Origin of the sequence: Rothia nasimurium (assembly GCF_928392795.1) — a bacterium.
Taxonomy (GTDB): domain Bacteria; phylum Actinomycetota; class Actinomycetes; order Actinomycetales; family Micrococcaceae; genus Rothia; species Rothia nasimurium_F.
On sequence record NZ_CAKMTJ010000001.1, the window covers coordinates 554722 to 573253 of the forward strand.

At 61.4% G+C, this 18532-nt stretch carries 13 protein-coding genes; 9 read left to right on the plus strand and 4 right to left on the minus strand.

Features of this window, described 5'->3' with window-relative positions:
* Positions 1-393 precede the first annotated feature (393 nt).
* Both cobA and nirB read right to left on the minus strand, forming a co-directional pair.
* Entirely contained in the window at positions 394-1434 is a 1041-nt protein-coding gene (cobA, locus tag L6963_RS02590) for a uroporphyrinogen-III C-methyltransferase (protein WP_237206536.1), read from the minus strand.
* A 128-nt stretch (positions 1435-1562) separates the two neighbouring features.
* Positions 1563-4226 carry a nitrite reductase large subunit NirB gene (gene nirB / locus L6963_RS02595; RefSeq protein ID WP_237206537.1) on the minus strand — a complete coding sequence of 888 codons (2664 nt, stop codon included), beginning with the start codon at positions 4224-4226 and terminating at the stop codon, positions 1563-1565.
* Between the two features lie 120 nt (positions 4227-4346).
* Between nirB and nirD the strand changes: the two genes are divergently transcribed.
* Together nirD and L6963_RS02605 are read left to right on the plus strand one after the other, a co-directional pair.
* On the plus strand, positions 4347-4679 hold the full coding sequence (gene nirD / locus L6963_RS02600; protein ID WP_237206538.1) for a nitrite reductase small subunit NirD: 333 nt from the start codon (positions 4347-4349) through the stop codon (positions 4677-4679).
* The gene (locus tag L6963_RS02605) at positions 4676-5128 is read left to right on the plus strand and encodes a precorrin-2 dehydrogenase/sirohydrochlorin ferrochelatase family protein (protein ID WP_237206539.1); all 453 of its coding nucleotides are present in this window, start codon (positions 4676-4678) and stop codon (positions 5126-5128) included. The genes nirD and L6963_RS02605 overlap by 4 nt, the downstream gene beginning before the upstream one ends.
* A 34-nt stretch (positions 5129-5162) precedes the next feature.
* Here L6963_RS02605 and L6963_RS02610 read toward each other — a convergent pair whose 3' ends face one another.
* The gene (locus L6963_RS02610; RefSeq protein WP_237206540.1) at positions 5163-5864 is read right to left on the minus strand and encodes a GNAT family N-acetyltransferase; all 702 of its coding nucleotides are present in this window, start codon (positions 5862-5864) and stop codon (positions 5163-5165) included.
* An 875-nt stretch (positions 5865-6739) separates the two neighbouring features.
* Between L6963_RS02610 and L6963_RS02615 the strand changes: the two genes are divergently transcribed.
* The 5 genes from L6963_RS02615 to ndk all read left to right on the plus strand — a co-directional run bounded on the left by L6963_RS02615 (position 6740) and on the right by ndk (position 13402).
* Positions 6740-7063, plus strand: a complete 324-nt coding sequence (locus tag L6963_RS02615; RefSeq protein ID WP_237206541.1) for a DUF559 domain-containing protein — start codon at positions 6740-6742, stop codon at positions 7061-7063.
* A gap of 688 nt (positions 7064-7751) precedes the next feature.
* On the plus strand, positions 7752-11054 hold the full coding sequence (ileS, locus tag L6963_RS02620; RefSeq protein WP_237206542.1) for an isoleucine--tRNA ligase: 3303 nt from the start codon (positions 7752-7754) through the stop codon (positions 11052-11054).
* The gene (locus L6963_RS02625; RefSeq protein WP_237209160.1) at positions 11055-12479 is read left to right on the plus strand and encodes a bifunctional folylpolyglutamate synthase/dihydrofolate synthase; all 1425 of its coding nucleotides are present in this window, start codon (positions 11055-11057) and stop codon (positions 12477-12479) included.
* 10 nt (positions 12480-12489) lie between these two features.
* A complete protein-coding gene (locus L6963_RS02630; RefSeq protein ID WP_237205361.1) occupies positions 12490-12927 on the plus strand; it encodes a DUF4233 domain-containing protein in 438 nt (145 codons plus the stop codon).
* A gap of 58 nt (positions 12928-12985) precedes the next feature.
* Entirely contained in the window at positions 12986-13402 is a 417-nt protein-coding gene (ndk, locus tag L6963_RS02635; RefSeq protein WP_237206543.1) for a nucleoside-diphosphate kinase, read from the plus strand.
* A 75-nt stretch (positions 13403-13477) separates the two neighbouring features.
* Here ndk and L6963_RS02640 read toward each other — a convergent pair whose 3' ends face one another.
* Positions 13478-14104, minus strand: a complete 627-nt coding sequence (locus tag L6963_RS02640) for a vitamin K epoxide reductase family protein (RefSeq protein ID WP_237206544.1) — start codon at positions 14102-14104, stop codon at positions 13478-13480.
* A gap of 529 nt (positions 14105-14633) precedes the next feature.
* On the opposite strand from L6963_RS02640, the gene L6963_RS02645 reads away from it, so the two are divergent.
* Complete coding sequence (locus L6963_RS02645) at positions 14634-17771, plus strand: Rne/Rng family ribonuclease (protein WP_237206545.1); 3138 nt, start codon at positions 14634-14636, stop codon at positions 17769-17771.
* Between the two features lie 413 nt (positions 17772-18184).
* Positions 18185-18496 carry a 50S ribosomal protein L21 gene (rplU, locus tag L6963_RS02650; RefSeq protein ID WP_135013897.1) on the plus strand — a complete coding sequence of 104 codons (312 nt, stop codon included), beginning with the start codon at positions 18185-18187 and terminating at the stop codon, positions 18494-18496.
* Positions 18497-18532: the final 36 nt, after the last annotated feature.

Consider the following 18532-nt stretch of genomic DNA (forward strand, 5'->3'; position numbering starts at 1 on the left):
CTAGGGGGTGAATATCGTGCAGGCTTTTCATGCATCTAGATTGCACCCTTGAGCACCTTTATCGCAGGCCCAAGGGGGAATCTGTGGATAACTGTGCCTTTCAGCTGGGGTTGGCTGGATTCTTCAGGCGCCACAAGGACATAAACGCGTCATAGAAGTTAGCTGCTGTGGGGTCTGCACAACTTGTCCGGACCGCGCTGGGGGCGCGTCCGTCCGGATTTCTAGCACCCTACTAAACCTTCGACGCGTCCGCCGGTTTTCCACGGTTGAGGCGTGGAAAACCGGCGGACGCGTCGAAATGAAGAGGAAGGCACAACGAGAGCGCGGAAACGGACTCGGAATCGGGACTAGGACGTCGGCCCCGGCTTGAAAAGTCGCTGTGGCAGCTGCTGCCTAGTGGGTCTCAAAAGCCCTTGCCATGACCTCTTCGCGGCGGGGGCCGGCCACCGCACACACCTCGCCCAGGGTAATCACAGCAGGCGGCTTCACGTCGGCCAGCGTTTCGAGGCAGTCACCCAAGGTTGCGTACACTTCGCGCTGGTTGGGGCGGAAGCCGTCCTGCACTGCAATTAGGGGCAAGGACGCTGGCACCCCGCGCTCGCACAGACCGGCAACGGTATGGGGGAGGGACTTGACGCCCATGAGAAGGGAGACCGTGCCGCCGTCTTTGAGCAGGCCCGCCAGCTGATCCAGCTCCGAGCTGCCTAGAGGCGCGTGCCCAGACACCACGGTGAACATGTGGGACACACCGCGCAGGGTAATCGGCACACCGGCCAGGGCGGGCAGCGCGATCGATGAAGTCACCCCCGAATACACCGTGACCGGTATACCGGACTGCTCACAGACATAGAGCTCCTCAGCACCGCGCCCGAAGACATAGGGGTCACCACCCTTCAGGCGGGCCACGGTCCGACCGGCTAGGGCATGCTCTACCATGAGCCGGTCAATCTCCCGCTGCGGCACCCGGTGCTGGCCGGGAATCTTGCCCACATCAATAATGCTCGCCTTAGGCGCCCAGCGGGGCAGGTCTTGGTGGGGAGCAAGATGGTCAAGCAGGACGACGTCCGCCCGACTCAGTGCCTCAAGGGCATGGCGGGTCATGAGGCCGGGATCGCCGGGGCCAGCCCCAATCAAAAAGACCCTGCCGACCTGCTGGGGCGCCGGTTCGCTATCCACAAGAAGAACCGTGTGCAGACCCCTGCTGCCCAGGGCGGCCTTGATCGCCTGCCGCCAGCTCCCAATCTCATCGGGCTGCTCGGCACAGATGACCACCACAGACGGGGAGATATCTTCTAGAACAGAGGGGAGTAGGCCAGCAGAGGAGACACTCACGACCTCAGCCGCCGCCTTATACTTGGGCGCAACCTGCCCCACCCGCTCCGATGCTCCGCAGAGCAGCACCGCAGCACTGGTGACATCAAGATCAGCGAACACGCCGTATCCTCTCCCTAGAAAACTCTTTACCCTTCATCCTCACACGGGGCGGGCAGCTTCACCCACTTGCGTGACCTCGCATGAACCGGAGCATCACAACCTTGTCACACGAGGTCACACGGCGGCAGCTAGCCGGCGTGCACCGGCAAACTGGCCCCGGCAATCAAAACCTTCTCGCCGGCGTCCTCACTCTCAAGATCACCATCGGCCTCGGCTGCAGCGATTTCCGCTTCGGTGGCCGGGCGAATCTGGTCACGCTCCAGCACATACATGCGGTCACCCGCCGAATTGGCCTCAGGCTCGTTCACAAAGGCCCTAAAGCGGCGCAGGCGTTTCTCGTCGCGCAGGGTTGCAGCCCACTCGTCCTCATAATGGTCAATGTGGTACTGCATATCGGCATCGAGCTGTTCACAGATGCCCAGCTTGTCGTCGATAATCACCTCGCGTAGGTGCTCGATAGCGTCGCCAAACTTTTCATCGAGGTCCTCAGCCCAGCGGGCGGTGCGCTGGAGCTTATCCGCGGTGCGGATGTAGTACATGAGGTAACGGTCAATATAACGGTAGGCGGTTTGCTGGTCGAGATCCTGCGCAAACAGGCGGCCGTGGGCGGGGTTAGCGCCGCCGTTGCCGGCAAAGTAGAGGTTCCAGCCGTTCGTGGTGGCAATAAGACCCACGTCCTTGCCCTGGGCTTCTGCGCACTCACGGTTACAGCCAGACACTGCCACCTTGAACTTGTGGGGAGAACGCAAACCCTTGTAGCGGTTTTCCGTATCAATTGCCATAGCCACCGAATCGCGCATACCGAACCTGCACCAGGCAGAACCAATGCAGGACTTCACGTTACGCAGGGACTTACCGTAGGCCTGGCCCGACTCAAAGCCCGCATCGACCAGCCGCTGCCAAATCTCAGGCAGCTGCTCTAGACGGGCCCCGTACATGCCGATACGCTGGGCGCCGTTAATCTTGGTGTAGAGCCCATAGTCAGCTGCCACCTGGGCAATAACGGCCAGCTTCTGCGGGGTAATTTCGCCACCGGGGATACGGGGAATCACACCGTAGGTGCCGTCCTTCTGCATGTTGGCCAGGTTGCGGTCGTTGGTGTCCTGCAGGGCGCCGCGGCCGCCGTCCAGGGCGTAGGACTTGCGGGTCGATGCAAGGATGGACGCCACGGTCGGCTTGCAGATGGCACACCCGTCGGTGCCCCGCCCAAAGCGCTTGAGCACGGAGTAGAAATCATCGAGGTCACCCACGGCGTAGACAGCCTGGAAGAGCTCGGCACGCGAGAGGTCAAAGTGCTCGCACAGGGCTTTCGAGACCGTCAGCCCCAGTTTCTTCATGGTCTGTTCTAGGGTCTTTTGGATCATGGGTACGCACGAGCCGCACTGGGTCCCGGCGGTTGTCTCAGCCTTGACCGCTCCTACATCGTGCGCACCGCCCTTTACTGCTTCCCGCACTGCACCGAAGCAGATATTGTTGCAGGAGCACAGCACTGCGTCGTCGGGCAGTTCTGTATCGGGCACGCCATCCCCGCTTCCTGCAGCGGTGAGAAAGGCGGACGGCTCCGCGGGCAGCTCCCTGCCTAACAGCGGCTTGAGGGAGTCATAGGGCGCGGTATCACCCACAAAGACACCACCGAGCAGGGTCTTAGCATCGGCTGTGGTCACAATCTTCTGGTACAGACCGCGAGCCGGGTCAGCGAACATGATTTCTAGGCAGTTCTCAGCTGAGCCGCGGCGGTCGCCAAAACCCGCTACTTCTAGACCCGAGAACTTTAGCTTGGTGGCTATATCAAAGCTCTCTACCTCTTCATGGCCGCCGGTCAGGTTGGCTGCTACGGCTTCTGCCATTTGGTTTGCAGGGGCCACCAGACCCCAGGTGCGGCCTAGTACGCAGGCAACCTCGCCGATAGCCCAAATAGCGGGGTCCTCCGACTGGCAGGTGGGGGAGACGACCACGCCACCGCGCTCGCCCACCTGCAAACCGGCGTCTCGTGCCAACTGGTCGTTGGGACGGATGCCGGCAGCCATCATGACTAGGTCGGCATCTAACTGGTGCACATCTGCTTCATCGCCCATACCGTTAGCAACCGATACTGAGACAACTTCACCGGCGGAATCCTTGTTGATGGTTGAGATAAATGCACCGGTTTCAACCGCGATTCCCGCTTCGCGGATAGCCGCATTGACCGCGAACCCGCCGCCCTGGTCTACTTCGATGGAGAGTAGCCAGGGGGCAACGTCGAGAATGGTGGGGTCAGCTCCTACATCTCGCAGACCTTCAGCCGCCTCTAGGCCCAGCAGACCGCCACCGACCACGATGGCGCGGGGGCGGCGTCCTAGCTTGTCGGTAAGGCGTGTGACCTCAGCAACCATGTTTTGAACATCGTCAATGGTTCGGAAGACGTGGGCGCTGTCGGAACCGGGAATGGGAATTTTGACAGCCGAAGAACCGGTAGCCAGAACAAGTTCATCGTAGGAGTAGGTCTTGCCGTCGGTTGCGCTGACGGTGCGGTTCTTCCGGTCAATGGAGGTGGCGCTCACACCGCTAATCAGGGTGACGTGGGGGTTCTCCCATAGCTCTGGGTCACCCAGGGTGAGATCGCGGTGGGTCTCTTGGAAGATCTTTTCGAGAGCCACGCGGTCGTAGGGCAGGTGTTTCTCGGCGTTGAGCACGGTAAGGTGGGAGGCGCCGGCGTCCTTTTCCAGGAAGGCCTTGGCGAACCTCCAGGCGGCGGGCCCACCTCCAATCACCAGTACTGAACGCTGGTTGGCGGTGAGGGGATTGGTGGACATCAGTGCCTCCCTAATGTGGGTTTAAGCCGGTTTAATGCGTATTTCTAATGCTAATATTAGCTTAAAGGCAAGATAAACCCACGCAAACACAAGCAGTAACGTAGAAATAGGGAGAAAACCGTGACATCACAGTGGTACCGCATCTGCACCATGGACGACCTGGAACCCAACTGGGGTGAGGCTGCCCTGATTAATGGGCAGCAGTACGCGGTCTTCCGTACCGCTGACGATTCCATTTTCGTCACCGACCATAAGGACCCTGCCTCTGGCTCCCTGGTGGTAGCTCGCGGCATCGTCGGTGAAAAGAACGGCGAGCCGACCGTAACCTCCCCGCTCTATAAAGAGGTGTACTCCCTGGTGAGTGGCAACTGTCTCTCTGGGGCTGAATATCGCCTACCTGTTTACCCTGTTGAGGTGCGCGACGGGGATATCTGGGTGGAGCTGCCTGCGTGAATCAGCGCTTGCCCCTAGCGCTCGATATGCGCGGACGCCGGGTACTCCTTGTGGGGGCCGGGCAGGTTGCTGCCCGTAAACTTGGCCCCCTCCTGCGCGCAGGTGCCCACGTTGAAGTGGTGGCACCTACTTTGGGCACCGTAATTGAAGAAGAACTGGCCGCCGGGCACCTGGTTGCCCACCGGCGTCCGTTTGCTCCCGATGATGTGACAGGTGCCTGGCTGGTCTATGCTTTGACCGACTCACCCGAGCTCAACGAGCAGGTCTTGGCTCTTTGTGAAGAGCGGGCGATTTGGTGCCTGCTGGGCGGGGCGCCGCAGGAGTCTCCGGTCTGGTCGCTAGCCCACCGCTGGCAGGGACATGAGCTGGTGGCTGTTTCTGGCGGGGGCAACCCTCGCCGGGCCCTAGCGCTACTGGGCCGAATCGCTAAGGCTTTAGGCTGGGATTAGCTTAAATTCTCCCTCTATCTCAACCTCAGGCTGCCTAGCTCAGGTGCAGAGTCATATCGTGCCAGATAGCGCCGCCGTGGGTTGATTCTGAGACCCCGTCAAGCTCAAAGCCGAGTTTCTCATAGAAGCTAATCAGCTCCTTCTTGCAGGTAAGAATCACCCCTGTTCGCTCCTGCTCTCGTGCCTGGTCGATGAGTTTTTCTATCAGGGCGGACGCGTACCCCCGGCCCCGGTAGGCCGGGCGGGTGTTGATGCCAAAAACCGTCTGGTAGGCCCCGTGCCGAGTATGGGCCTGGGGGCTCTCGTAGAGGTCATCGAAGATAACGGGGGAGTCGGTTACCAGCCCATCGATAAAGGCAACAGCTTCGCCGTCAGCTTCAAGTACCCAGAAATGCTCCCCAAAAACCTCAAACCTGGCCCGCAGGTCGCTCTCACTCGCTGCTTCAGCTGCCGGGAAGCACTCGGCCTCAATGGCGGCTAGGGAGGGCAGGTCTTCCTGCCGTGCCTGGCGAATCTCTACACGGGCGTCCTGCTGGCTGGCGGCTGCTGCGTCTAGCGCTGCTAGAGGCTGCCCGCCCACACCCCAATCGGTGCGCGGTACCTCGTTAAGAATCACCCACACCGAGCTTTCCTTGGCGCCCATCACCCGGGCATAGGTTCGGGTGAGTTCGGCAATCAGCTCGGCCTTCTTCTCATCAGACTGAACAGAGGCATACGAGACATTAATGAGGGGCATAGTGTTCTCCTGGGTAGTGCTTGAACCCAAGTCTAGCGGCGTATCAGGGGCGTGTTCATCTTGAGCGCCCATTAGACTCTCGTAGTGCTTATGTCTCAAATGGGCGGTGCAAGATTCTTGTGGACACTTAGCTCAGCTGCGTCATACTGCGTCACGGCTGCACCGTTTTAAACGCGCTCACCGTGCACTGGTGCGCAAAGCGCTATCCACAGGAAGCGCCTTTCTAGCGAAATTTGCCCGGATCAGCGCACAATCTGACCATGAAATCTCCAGAAGAAATAGCAATGGCCGTACAGACCACACAGGATCTATTTGCACGAGGCATGAACAAGGACGCCCTCGCTCGCGCGGTTGCTCGCGGCGAGTACCAGCGGCTTGGCTACGGAAGCTATATGGAAAGCGGTTTCCACTCTCAGCTTTACCCTAGTCAGCAGTATCTGGCCCGTGTCATTGGGTATGGCAGAAGCAGACTCAAAACCTCGGTGTTATCCCACCATTCAGCGGCAGCGGTACACGGTATGTGGCTACTCCATGTACCGACTGCTATCCATACAGTGGGGCAGGCACACGGCACCCCTTCACCACGGGTTGTGCGGCATAGAAACAACCGGTACGAAATCGAGAAAAGTTTAGGTGTAGATGTAACCGCACCGCTCGATACGGTTCTTCACTGTATGAGGGTGATGAAATTCGAAGAGGCGCTTGTGCTTGCGGATAGTTCTTTGCGGAAGATTGAGCACCAAAAACTGGCCCAGGCCTTACGGGGGCTGTCTGGTCGTGGCTCTGTGCAGGCTCGCATAATTGCAGATATCGTAAGCCCTCTCAATGAGTCGCCGGGGGAGAGTTTGCTGCGGCTTTTCTTGATGAGGTGTGGTTTGCCTCGGCCTGTTGAGCAGCACGTGATTGGGGTATATGGGCAGCAGTTCAGGGTAGATTTTGCCTGGCCAGATCTCAAGATCATCGTTGAGTTCGATGGGCAGATTAAATACACCCAGTTTGGTGAGCGTGAGGACGTTTTTGGGCGGCAGAACGAACGTGAGGCTCTCTTACGGGGGCAGGGGTGGGATGTGGTTCGAGTAGCGTGGGACGAGCTCACCCGGCGTCCGCACGAGCTCAAAATCAAGATGGAGCGAGCTTTCAACCGTGCCCGTCGCCTCTATGGGGCCACCAGACTCTCGGAGCGTCCACCAGGGGAATAAGCACTTCGAGAGTTTGGTGGACGCTCGCGGAATAGGAGAGGGAGAGGTGAGCGGACGCCGCCCGCAGGTAGGTGCGACCTGAAGTTGAGCACGGGGGCGGGGGTAAGAATTGTAATTTAGGTTCCCCTGCTCACCCTGCCAGCTGGCGGTAATCCGCTATCTTGGGGCGGGGCGTCCGCACCTGTACTACATCTTGTGCTCACACGCCTGTAATTCACGCCCCGCCCCGGCGGGCGCCTGCCAGAAAAGCTAAAAACCCGTTAGACAGCTACCGCCCCTGCCCCTAAAATGGGTAACAGTTGCAATGACCCGGCCATCACCGGCGAGCAATCCGGAAGAACAGGTTATACCTGCACACCCCCGTAAATTCGTTGCGACGAGGGGAGTGCGCGGAATAGATATAACCCCAGTAGACCCGGACGGGTAAGCCCGAAACAGCTGTCATGAAGCGACTGATAACCGGTTCGACCCTGCGCTGGGCGCAACCTGCCTCATCTCACGAGACGGTAGGTTGCCCCGGCGCAGACCCATACCCGCCCGCGCTTTTTCGGCGCGGCTCGGGGTGGGGTCGAGCCGGTTGATGTAAGCAAGGTGGTACCGCGCAGGTGCTTGCCCGTCGAGCGGACGGGGGAGGGCAGGCGTCCTTGCACCCCAAGTACTAGGCAGACAAGAACCTAAGGGCGCAACCATGACCAATAAGCCTGTTTACCCCAAGGCAAGTGCAAGCGGAGCCAGTTTTGTGGCCGCTTCCCCCTCTTTCCCCGCACTCGAAGAAGCAGTGCTGGACTACTGGAAGAATGACGGAACCTTCCAGGCATCCATTGATAACCGCGACGCCGGCGAGAACGGTGCCAACGAGTTCGTCTTCAACGACGGCCCTCCCTTTGCTAACGGCCTGCCCCACTACGGCCACCTGCTGACCGGCTACGTCAAGGACCTGGTCGCCCGCTACCAGACCCAGCGCGGCCACAAGGTCGAGCGTCGCTTTGGCTGGGATACCCACGGCCTGCCCGCTGAGCTGGAAGCGATGAAGCAGCTGGGTATGACCGATAAGCAGCAGATCATCGAGATGGGCATCGATAACTTCAATGACGCTGCCCGCGCCTCGGTGCTCAAGTACACCAAGGAATGGGAAGAGTACGTCACCCGCCAGGCCCGCTGGGTGGACTTTGAGAACGACTACAAGACCCTGAACGTGGAGTACATGGAGTCCGTGATCTGGGCTTTCAAGCAGCTTCACGATAAGGGCCTGACCTACGAGGGCTTCCGTGTGCTGCCCTACTGCTGGAAGGACGAAACCCCGCTCTCGAACCACGAGCTGCGCATGGACGATGACGTCTACAAGGAGCGTCAGGACCCGTCCGTCACCGTGGCTTTCCGCATCACCGACGACGCTAGCCTGGCTAAGCGCCCCGAGGTTGCCGCCGAACTGGCCGGTGTTGAAGCCCTGGCCTGGACCACCACCCCCTGGACCCTACCCACCAACCAGGCTCTGGCCGCTGGCCCCGAAATCAGCTACGTTGTTGTGCCCGGCGCCGGTGAGCTAGAAGGACGCCGCTTCCTGCTGGCTGCCGACCTGCTGGGCGAGTACGCCAAAGACCTGGGTTATGCGGAGGCTGAGAAGCCCGCGGACGCTGCCCGCGAGGCCGTCCTGGCCACCTACACCGGTGCCCAGCTGGAGGGCGTGCGCTATGCACCCCTGTGGGACTACTTCACCGACACCGAGAAGTTCGGCACCGACAAGGCCTGGCAGATCCTGGTCGCTGACTACGTGACCACCACCGACGGTACCGGCCTGGTTCACCAGGCTCCCGCCTACGGTGAGGACGACCAGAAGGTCTGTGAGGGCTACGGTATTCCCGTGATCCTTTCCATCGACGAGGGTGCCAAGTTCCTGGACCTCTTCGCCGACTCTTCCCTGGCCGCCGGTGCCCCCCTGGCTGAGATCGCCGGCGTCCAGATTTTCGAGGCTAACCGCACCATCATCAACACCCTCAAGGCAGACGGTGTGCTGATTCGCGAGAAGTCTTACGTTCACTCCTACCCCCACTGCTGGCGCTGCCGCACCCCCCTGGTCTACCGCGCCATCACCTCCTGGTACGTGCGCGTGACCGACTTCAAGGGCCGCATGAGCGAGCTGAACGAGGACATCAACTGGATCCCCGAGAACGTCAAGCACGGCCAGTTCGGCAAGTGGGTTGAGAACGCCCGCGACTGGTCCATCTCGCGTAACCGCTTCTGGGGATCCCCGATCCCGGTCTGGGTCTCTGACGACCCCAACTACCCCCGCACCGACGTCTACGGCTCCCTGGCTGAGCTCGAAGCCGACTTCGGCCGCCTGCCCCTGAACAAGGACGGCGAAGTCGACCTGCATCGCCCCTACATCGACGAGCTGACCCGCCCCAACCCGGACGACCCCACCGGCAAGTCCACCATGCGCCGCGTGGAGGACGTACTGGACGTCTGGTTCGACTCCGGCTCCATGCCCTTTGCCCAGTTCCACTACCCCTTCGAAAACAAGGAGTGGTTCGAGGCCCACTACCCGGCAGACTTCATCGTTGAGTACATCGGTCAGACCCGCGGCTGGTTCTACACCATGCACATTCTGGCCACCGCCCTCTTCGACCGCACCGCCTTTGAGAACGTCATTGCCCACGGCATCGTGCTGGGCTCGGACGGCCAGAAGATGTCTAAGTCCCTGCGCAACTACCCGGACGTCTCTGAGGTTCTGGATCGCGACGGTTCGGACGCCATGCGCTGGTTCCTGATGTCGTCCCCGATTCTGCGCGGCGGCAACCTGATTGTGACTGAGCAGGGCATCCGCGAGGGCGTCCGCCAGGTCATGCTGCCCCTGTGGAACGTCTACCACTTCTTCGCCCTCTACACCAATGCCGCCAATGGCGGCGCAGGCTACGAGGCCAAGCTGGTTACCGAGGCCGAGCACGTTATGGACCGCTTCATCCTGGGCAAGACCCGCCAGCTGGTTGCCGAGGTCACCGAGGCTATGGACGCCTACGACGTCTCAGCCGCCTGCGAGGCCCTGCGTACCTATACCGATGCCCTGACCAACTGGTACGTGCGCCGTTCCCGCGAGCGCTTCTTCAACGAAGACACCGCGGCTTTCGACGTGCTCTACACCGCTTTGGTGACCTTCGTGAAGATGGCGGCCCCCCTGCTGCCCCTGACCACCGAGGAAATCTATCGCGGTCTGACCGGGGAGCGTTCGGTTCACCTGACCGACCTGCCCTCACCTGCGGATTTCAAGGACGAGGCTGAGCTGCTGGCCCTGATGGAGACCACCCGCGCTGTCGCTTCTGCCGGTTCTGCCCTGCGTAAGGCCCACAAGCTGCGCGTGCGCCAGCCCCTGGCAGCCCTGACCGTGGCGGTTGCCGGTGGCAAGGACCTGGCTGGTACCTTTGAGTCAATCATCGCTGATGAGCTCAACATCAAGGCGGTTGAGCTTCTGGACGCTGCCGAGGTGGCTCCTGCCGACTTCGGTATCTCCCAGCAGCTCAAGGTCAATGCCCGCGCCGCAGGCCCCCGTCTGGGCAAGCAGGTGCAGGTTGCCATTAAGGCTTCTAAGAGCGGGGACTGGAAGGTCACCGAGGACGGCACCGTTGTGGTGGGTGCCGACAACATGGCTCTGGAGCCGGGCGAGTACGAGCTTGAAACCGTGGTCGCAGAAACCGACGGCGCTGCAGAGCGCGCCGTCTCGGTTCTGCCCGGCGGCGGCTTCCTGGTACTCGACACCACCCTCACCGACGAGCTGCGCGCCGAGGGTACTGCCCGCGACGCCGTCCGCGCCATCCAGTCCGAGCGTAAGGACGCCGGCCTGAACGTCTCAGACCGCATCGAGCTGACCATCACCGCCCCCGCCGCTGACCTCGAAGCTATCAAGAAGCACGAGGAACTGGTGGCCGGTGAGACCCTGGCTGTGGCCGTGACCTACCTCGAGGGCGCTGAATTCTCAGCGACCGTGAAGAAGGCATAAATGACCAAGGACAACATGGAGCTTGACCCCGTGTTTGCCGAGATTGCTGCCGAGGGCGCTCGCGCTGACGATGCCCTCGGCGTAGCCTCGGTCTACGCCGATCTGCTGGCTCGTGCCCCCGAGCACAAGATGGCCCCCCGCCTCGACGCGATGACCCGTGCCGTGGAAATTCTGGGCGAACCTAACAAGGCAGCCCCGGTCATCCACATCACCGGCACCAACGGCAAAACCTCAACCGCCCGCATGATTGAGCGCCTGCTCATGGCGCACGACATCCGTGTGGGCCGCTACACCAGCCCCCATATTTCCAAGGTCACCGAGCGGATCTCGATTGACGGGGCGCCCGTGGCAGATTCCACCTTTGTGCGTATCTGGGGCGAGATTCAGCCCTACCTGCAAATCGTGGACGCTGAACTTGAGGCAGCCGGTGCCCCCCGCATCACCTACTTTGAAGCCCTCACCATCCTGGCTTTTGCGATTTTCGCCGACGAGCCGGTGGACGTGATGGTACTTGAGGTGGGTATTGGGGGCTCCTGGGACGCCACCAACGTCGCCGACGCTACCGTATCGGTGGTTACCCCCATTGGCCTGGACCACACCGACATGCTGGGGGAGACCCTCGCCGAAATTGCCGGTGAGAAGGCAGGGATTATTAAGGACGGCGGCTTCCTCATCTCCGCTGCCCAGGACCCGTCCGCCGCCCAGGTCCTGCTCGAAGCCGCTCGCGCCCACAACGCCGACTACCGCTTTGAAGGCGTAGAGTTCGGCGCTGTCGACCGCACCGCCGGTGTGGGCGGGCAGCTGCTCACCATCCAGGGGCTAGCTGGCCGCTACGAAGACATAGCCCTGCCCCTCTTCGGTGCCCACCAGGCCCAGAACGCCGCCGTGGCCCTGGCCGCGGTTGAGGCCTTCTTGGGCGGGGGAGAGAAGGAACTGAGCCTCGACCTCATCAAGCTGGCCTTTGGCGAGGTGCGCTCGCCGGGCCGCCTAGAGGTAGCCCGCACCGAGCCGCCCGTGGTGCTTGATGCCGCCCACAACCCCCACGGTGTCGCTGCTTCGGCAGCCGCCTTCAAGGAGTCCTTCAGCTTCGAAGAACTGCACCTGGTGGTGGGTATCCTGGGTGAAAAGGACGCCGCGACCATGCTGAACCTGCTCTTTGACGAGTACGTTGATCGGGCAGAGTGGCGCACGGTACTGCACCTGACCAAGTCAGACTCTCCGCGTGCCATTGCCCCGGAAGAGCTTGCCGAGCTGGCCCTCGACGCTGGTTTTGATGAAGACACCATCGAGACCTACGAGAACATCCCCGATGCCCTGTCTGCGGCGGTGACGGCAGCAGCCGATGTGCCCAACCTGAACTCCGCGGTACTGGTCACCGGCTCCATCACCGTGGTGGGCGAAGCTAGTACCCTGCTCGGACTGTAAAGGAGAGATGATGGCGAGAATGACGCGCGCCCAGCGCGAATGGCGCCCGGGCCAGCCGAAAAAGCAGCGCTCTATCAAGGTCATGTTTACCTCGATGGTGCTCTCACTCGAAGCCCTGGTTGCCTTCTTTGCAACCCTGGCCATCTTTGGCCACCACTTCAACGACCCCACCTGGGTCAAGGTAGTCATTTGGGTACTGGGTCTAGCTCTGGTAGCGGCCCTGCTAGTCACCCCGGCCTTCCTGAAGAAGCCCTGGGGCTACCACCTGGGCTACGGTCTGCAGGCTGCCCTGATTCTGGTTGGTTTTGCCCTGCCCTCCATGTTCTTTGTGGGAGCGGCTTTTGCTGTGGCCTACTGGTACGGGGTGACGCGCGGTGCCCGCCTGGACGCCGAGAACGCCGTCCGCGCCAAAGAGCAGGAGGAATGGGAGAAGGCTAACCCCGCCTAGCGGGGCGTCTGGTAGGGTAAGGGTGAAAACTCACCCTGACCTATCAAAGGAGATTGTCATGACCGAGCGTACCCTGATTCTGGTCAAGCCCGACGGTGTGGAGCGTAACCTCACCGGCCAGGTGCTGGCCCGTTTTGAGCGTAAGGGCTACCGCATTGCTGAGCTGAAGATGCTGGTTCCCTCTCGTGAGCTGCTTGAGCAGCACTATGCGGAACACGAGGGCAAGCCCTTCTACGAGCCCCTGGTGTCTTACATGGGCTCAGGCCCCGTGGTTGCTCTCGTGCTTGAGGGCAACGGCGTGCTTGAGGGCGCCCGTACTCTCATGGGATCTTCTAACCCCACCACCGCTACCCCCGGAACCATCCGTGGCGACTTCGGTCGTGACTGGGGCGAGAGCGTACAGAAGAACCTGGTGCACGGTTCAGACTCAGCAGAGTCAGCAGACCGCGAAATCGCGCTCTGGTTCGGTGCCTAAAAAGACCTGCCGCTAAGCAGAAAAAGGCCGGGGCCCTCGTACTGAGGGCCCCGGCCTTTTGCTGTGGGGAGGGGTTTAGAACATCCCCATAATCACGTCGAAGAAGCGGATGAAGATAATGCCGAAGAGCAAGATGTAGACCAGGATGATAGAGAACCAGGTCCAGTTGGGGGCCGCCTGGCGGATGCTCTCAGAAGCTGGAATAACCCCGGCGTGAATATTGCGGGTGGTGACCTTCACGAAAATTGCGGTCTGCATAATCCACACAATCATGCAGAAGAGGCAGAGGGCGTTGATATCGAAGGTGGTATTGTACCAGAGCCAGAGCACAAAGGCCATGGCCAGGGTGTGGCCCACCTGCATGGCTACCCAGTACCAGCGGGCGAAGGACGCCCCGGCAATAAGGGCGGTGGAGATAGCCAGCACGATAGCGTAACCGGCGATACCGATAAAGGGGTTGGGGAAGCCAAAGGCTTCTGCCTGCCAGGTGCGCATAACGGTGCCGCAGTTGAGCAGGGCGTTGATATCGCAGACCGACCGGTGGGCGGCGTCCATGTAAATCTGTAGGCGCTCGTAGACCAGCATGGCGGCGGCTCCGAAGGCCAGCAGGCCGGGAATGAGGGTGAACCAGCCGAGCTTGCGATCGAGCTGGGCCTGGCTGATACCGCTCTCAGTATCGGGGGTGTTCACGGGGGTAGACACAGTGAATCCTTAGGCTGTATAAAACTTTCTTTCCCCATACTACGGGGCAGGCTCCAAGCCCGCCCGGTTTTGCGGGGCGGGGGCAGGTTTTCTTTACTAAGTTCCCAGGTAAGGACGCCCGGGGCGAGCTGGCTGGGACAGGGCGGCCCGGTGCGGGGTGAGTTCGGTTCTAGATGGGGTGAAAATAGCGCGGGTGTGAGAGAATGGGTGTGGTAGTGTGCCGCCCGCACGCGGTAGCGCTACCCAGCAGGCACCCCGAAACGGCCGGTGACGCACTGCCTACCCGCAGGCGTCCTTACCGTCAAGCCCCAGCAAGTGCAGCCCTAGCGCTGCCTCGGGTTGTTGCCGCTGGCCCGGCTCCCCTCGGCATGGAGCACAGAAGCCTTGACCTGCCGAGTACGCCAAGGAGCTCACGGTTGAGCCGGGTAGCCAAGGATTTCGGCGGACCACCTTCAGGGTAGGGACCGCCGACTACAGGCAAGACCACTGGTGCGGCAGGGGCATACGAACACAAGGAGAGTGAACGCTGATGAGCAGCGAACAGTCCGAGGTTGTAGAAAACCTCGAAGAAACCCAGGCTGCAGAAGCTACCGCAGCCGCTGAACAGGTTGCCGAAGTAAGCACCGAGGTGGAAGAGACTCAGGCCAAGGGCCCCGAAGCGAAGGCCGTTGTACAGGCTGAAGAAACCGAGTCTGCCGAAGAAGCTACAGAAGAGGCAGCAGAAACTGAGGCAGAGTCTGCAGAAGCAGAAGAAGCCCCTGCCGAAACCGCTGAAGAGCCTGCCGCTCCTCAGAAGAGCCTGCGTGAGCTCAAGGAAGAAGAGCTAGCCCAGGTCAACGCGGCTGTGAGCTCAAACAACCTGCTCTTCTACTCGCCCAACATGGACGAAATCATGGAGCAGCTGCGGGCCGAAAAGGAAGCCCGCCGTGAGGCCGAAGAAGCTGAGCGTCGTGAGCGCCGCCTGGCTGACCTTGACCCCGAAATCACCTCCCACCGCCGCCGTCGCCGCCGTCGCGGTGACGCCGACCTTGAATTCGAAGGTGGCAGCGAGGGCGACCCCGAGGACACCATTGTTAAGGTGCGCGCCCCCCGCCTGTCTGACTCCCACAGCACCAACCGGGTTACCGGCGTCCGTGGCTCAACCCGTCTGGAAGCCAAGCGCATCCGCCGCCGCGAAACCCGCGCCACCGGCCGCCGCCGCCAGATCATTACCGAAGCTGAGTTCCTGGCTCGCCGCGAGTCCGTCGACCGCCAGATGCTGGTCCGCCAGAAGGACGACCGCATCCAGATTGGCGTACTCGAAGACGGCATTTTGGCCGAGCACTTTGTGTCCAAGACCCAGCAGGACTCCCTGATTGGCAACGTCTACCTGGGCAAGGTCCAGAACGTACTGCCCTCCATGGAAGCTGCCTTCGTCGACATTGGCCGCGGCCGCAACGCCGTACTCTACGCCGGCGAAGTGAACTGGGACGTCACCGGCCTAGACGGTGCCCCCCGCAAGATCGAAAACGCCCTCAAAGCAGGCGACTCGGTACTGGTGCAGGTCACCAAAGACCCCGTCGGCCACAAGGGCGCCCGCCTGACCAGCCAGGTCTCCCTGCCCGGCCGCTACCTGGTCTACGTACCCGGTGGCTCCATGACCGGTATCTCCCGCAAGCTGCCCGACGTTGAGCGTCAGCGCCTGAAGAAAATCCTCAAGGACCGTCTGCCCGAGGACGCCGGCGTCATCGTCCGCACCGCCGCAGAAGGTGCCAGCGAAGAAGAGCTGAGCAACGACATCAACCGCCTGCGCGTGCAGTGGGAAGAAATCAAGGCCAAGAGTGAATCCCGCAAGGTGCTGGCCCCCGAACTGCTCTACCAGGAACCCGACCTGACCATCAAGACCGTGCGTGATGTCTTCAACGAAGACTTCACCTCCATGATGGTGCAGGGCACCGACGCCTGGGACTCCATCGAAGCCTACGTCACCTACGTTGCCCCCGATCTGCTGGATCGCCTGAAGAAGTGGGAAGAGGACGACGACCTCTTTGACCACTACCGCATCGAAGAGCAGCTGGCCAAGGCCCTGGACCGCAAGGTCTACCTGCCCTCCGGCGGCTCCCTGGTCATCGACCGCACCGAAGCCATGACCGTGGTGGACGTGAACACCGGCAAGTTCACCGGCTCCGGCGGCAACCTCGAAGAAACCGTCACCAAGAACAACCTCGAAGCAGCCGAAGAAATCGTGCGCCAGCTGCGCCTGCGTGACATCGGCGGCATCGTGGTCATCGACTTCATCGACATGGTGCTCGAATCTAACCGCGACCTGGTACTCCGCCGCCTGGTAGAGTGCCTGGGCCGTGACCGCACCAAGCACCAGGTTGCCGAAGTAACCTCCCTGGGCCTGGTACAGATGACCCGCAAGCGCATGGGCACCGGCCTGCTTGAAGTCTTCTCAGAGCCCTGTGAAGCCTGCGCCGGTCGCGGTATTCTCGTGCATGACCAGCCCCTCAAGGGCCGCTCCGGTGGCGCTAGCGACTTCATCCACCGCGCCGAACGCGATGACCGCAAGCGCTACCGCAACCAGAAGACCCAGAACCGCCGCGACTTCACCGAGGTTGACGAAGAGACCGAGCAGAAGACCGAGGCCCGCAAGGCTGCCCTGGCCAACATCGTTGCCGCCAGCGCCCACCACGAGGACGAGCAGGGCGAGACCGAGTCTAAGTCAGCCCGCAAGCGCAAGCGTCGCAAGCGCAACCGCCGCGCCGAGGCAGGCCTGGAACTGGAGACCCAGCAGAACCAGGACGCCCGCGGCGAGCAGGTGCTCACCATCGGCGACGAGGTCATTGAGCTGCCTACCGGGGCGGACGCCGACACCGAAGAGAGCATGGGGGAACAGGGCTCCTTCACCCTCGAATCCCTGGCTGCCGTCTTTGACTCCGATGCTGAGAACGAGACCGAAGGGTCTTCAGAGGAACGCTCAAAGGGCCGTCACCAGTCCAAGCGCCGGGGCGGTAAGAAGCGCGAAGAGATTTCAGCAGATGACTTCTCAGCCAACTCCGACGCGTCTATGGACGTAGACCCCGAAGTTGACTCCCGCTTCACCCAGAACTCATCCCGACTCGACGCCATCCGCGCAGGCGAAGCCCGCGCCCGAGCCTCCCAGAAGGCCGGACGCGACTACGAACCCCGCGACGGCGAAGAATCAACTACCTCATCAGGTGAGCGCTCTGGCCGTAACGACCGAGCCGGCCGTGCAGACCGCACCGACCGCCGCGGCACCCGCAACCAGGACGAGTCAGGTAAGGGCCGCACCCGCAAGCCCCGCCGCGCCTCAAGCTCCGACGTCAAGTACGTCGCCCCCATCGAGGTCGTAGCAGACCCAGCCGTCACCGGTGTCGCCACCCCCGGCAAGAAGGTCGAAGCGCCCAGCGAAACCCCTGCCGAGGCGTCCGCACCCTCAGCTGCCGCAAGCGAAGCGCCCCGCAAGAAGCGCCGCTCCCGCCGCGCCGTCAGCTCAGGTGCCGGCTCCACCGAGGTACGCACCGAAGAGGTCAAGGCCGCAACCGGTAGCTCCGTAGTAGCCAGCATCGACCAGGCTACTAAGCCCGCCGCATCCAGCGATGACGCCCCCGTCATGCTCGGCGTCGGCGTCTCAGCTGCAGATATCAAGCGGGCAGGTAAGTAAGAAGGTAATGAAAGGTAAATCAGGCTCGCAGCGAAGCTGCTGGCTCGGCGGCTGGCGTGAATCGCTTGTGAGCGAAGCGAACCAGCGAGAGGGTCGGCAGCGAGCGCGAGCCTGATTTACCGTCACCCGTACCCCTTACTACGCCCTGAGGGCTTCACCACATATCTTGCCCAGCACCGACTCACCACGTAAACTGGTGAGTCGGTGCTGTTTCCACAAGCAAGCGTTAGCGTGGACTCAGCTAGGCATATTCCACACGGAATAAGGCCAAACCATCTCAAAACGATAGAACCTGAAACCGCCCGGTATCTACTGTGCAAACCGGGTCACCACCTTGCTGTTGAGCCCGAGTTCCTTTCAGGAAGACCCGTTTTGAACCATTAAAATGACGTCAAGAAGAAGTGAGTTCCCAAGTGGCATACGCAATTGTCCGCGCTGGCGGCCGCCAGGAAAAGGTCTCAGTTGGAGACCTGGTTACCCTTGACCGCGTCGCTGGCGAGCCCGGTAGCACCATTGAGCTGCCCGTGCTGATGCTGGTTGACGGCGACAAGGTCACCGTTGATGCAAAGTCCCTGGCTTCAGCCAAGGTCACCGCAGAAAAGATTGAAGACCTCCGCGGTCCCAAGATCGTTATTCAGAAGTACAAGAACAAGACCGGTTACAAGAAGCGTCAGGGCTTCCGCGCCGAACTGACCACCGTTAAGATCACCGCGATCAACGCGTAAGTTCAGCTTAGACTGGTTTTACCCCAACATTCTTTG

Bases quoted from the DNA above. Each gene is read 5' to 3' on its own strand.
- L6963_RS02610 (WP_237206540.1), bottom strand. From the start codon at position 5,864: ATGCCCCTCATTAATGTCTCGTATGCCTCTGTTCAGTCTGATGAGAAG.
- nirB (WP_237206537.1), bottom strand. From the start codon at position 4,226: ATGTCCACCAATCCCCTCACCGCCAACCAGCGTTCAGTACTGGTGATT.
- L6963_RS02630 (WP_237205361.1), top strand. From the start codon at position 12,490: ATGGCGAGAATGACGCGCGCCCAGCGCGAATGGCGCCCGGGCCAGCCG.
- L6963_RS02645 (WP_237206545.1), top strand. From the start codon at position 14,634: ATGAGCAGCGAACAGTCCGAGGTTGTAGAAAACCTCGAAGAAACCCAG.
- ileS (WP_237206542.1), top strand. From the start codon at position 7,752: ATGACCAATAAGCCTGTTTACCCCAAGGCAAGTGCAAGCGGAGCCAGT.
- ndk (WP_237206543.1), top strand. From the start codon at position 12,986: ATGACCGAGCGTACCCTGATTCTGGTCAAGCCCGACGGTGTGGAGCGT.
- L6963_RS02625 (WP_237209160.1), top strand. From the start codon at position 11,055: ATGACCAAGGACAACATGGAGCTTGACCCCGTGTTTGCCGAGATTGCT.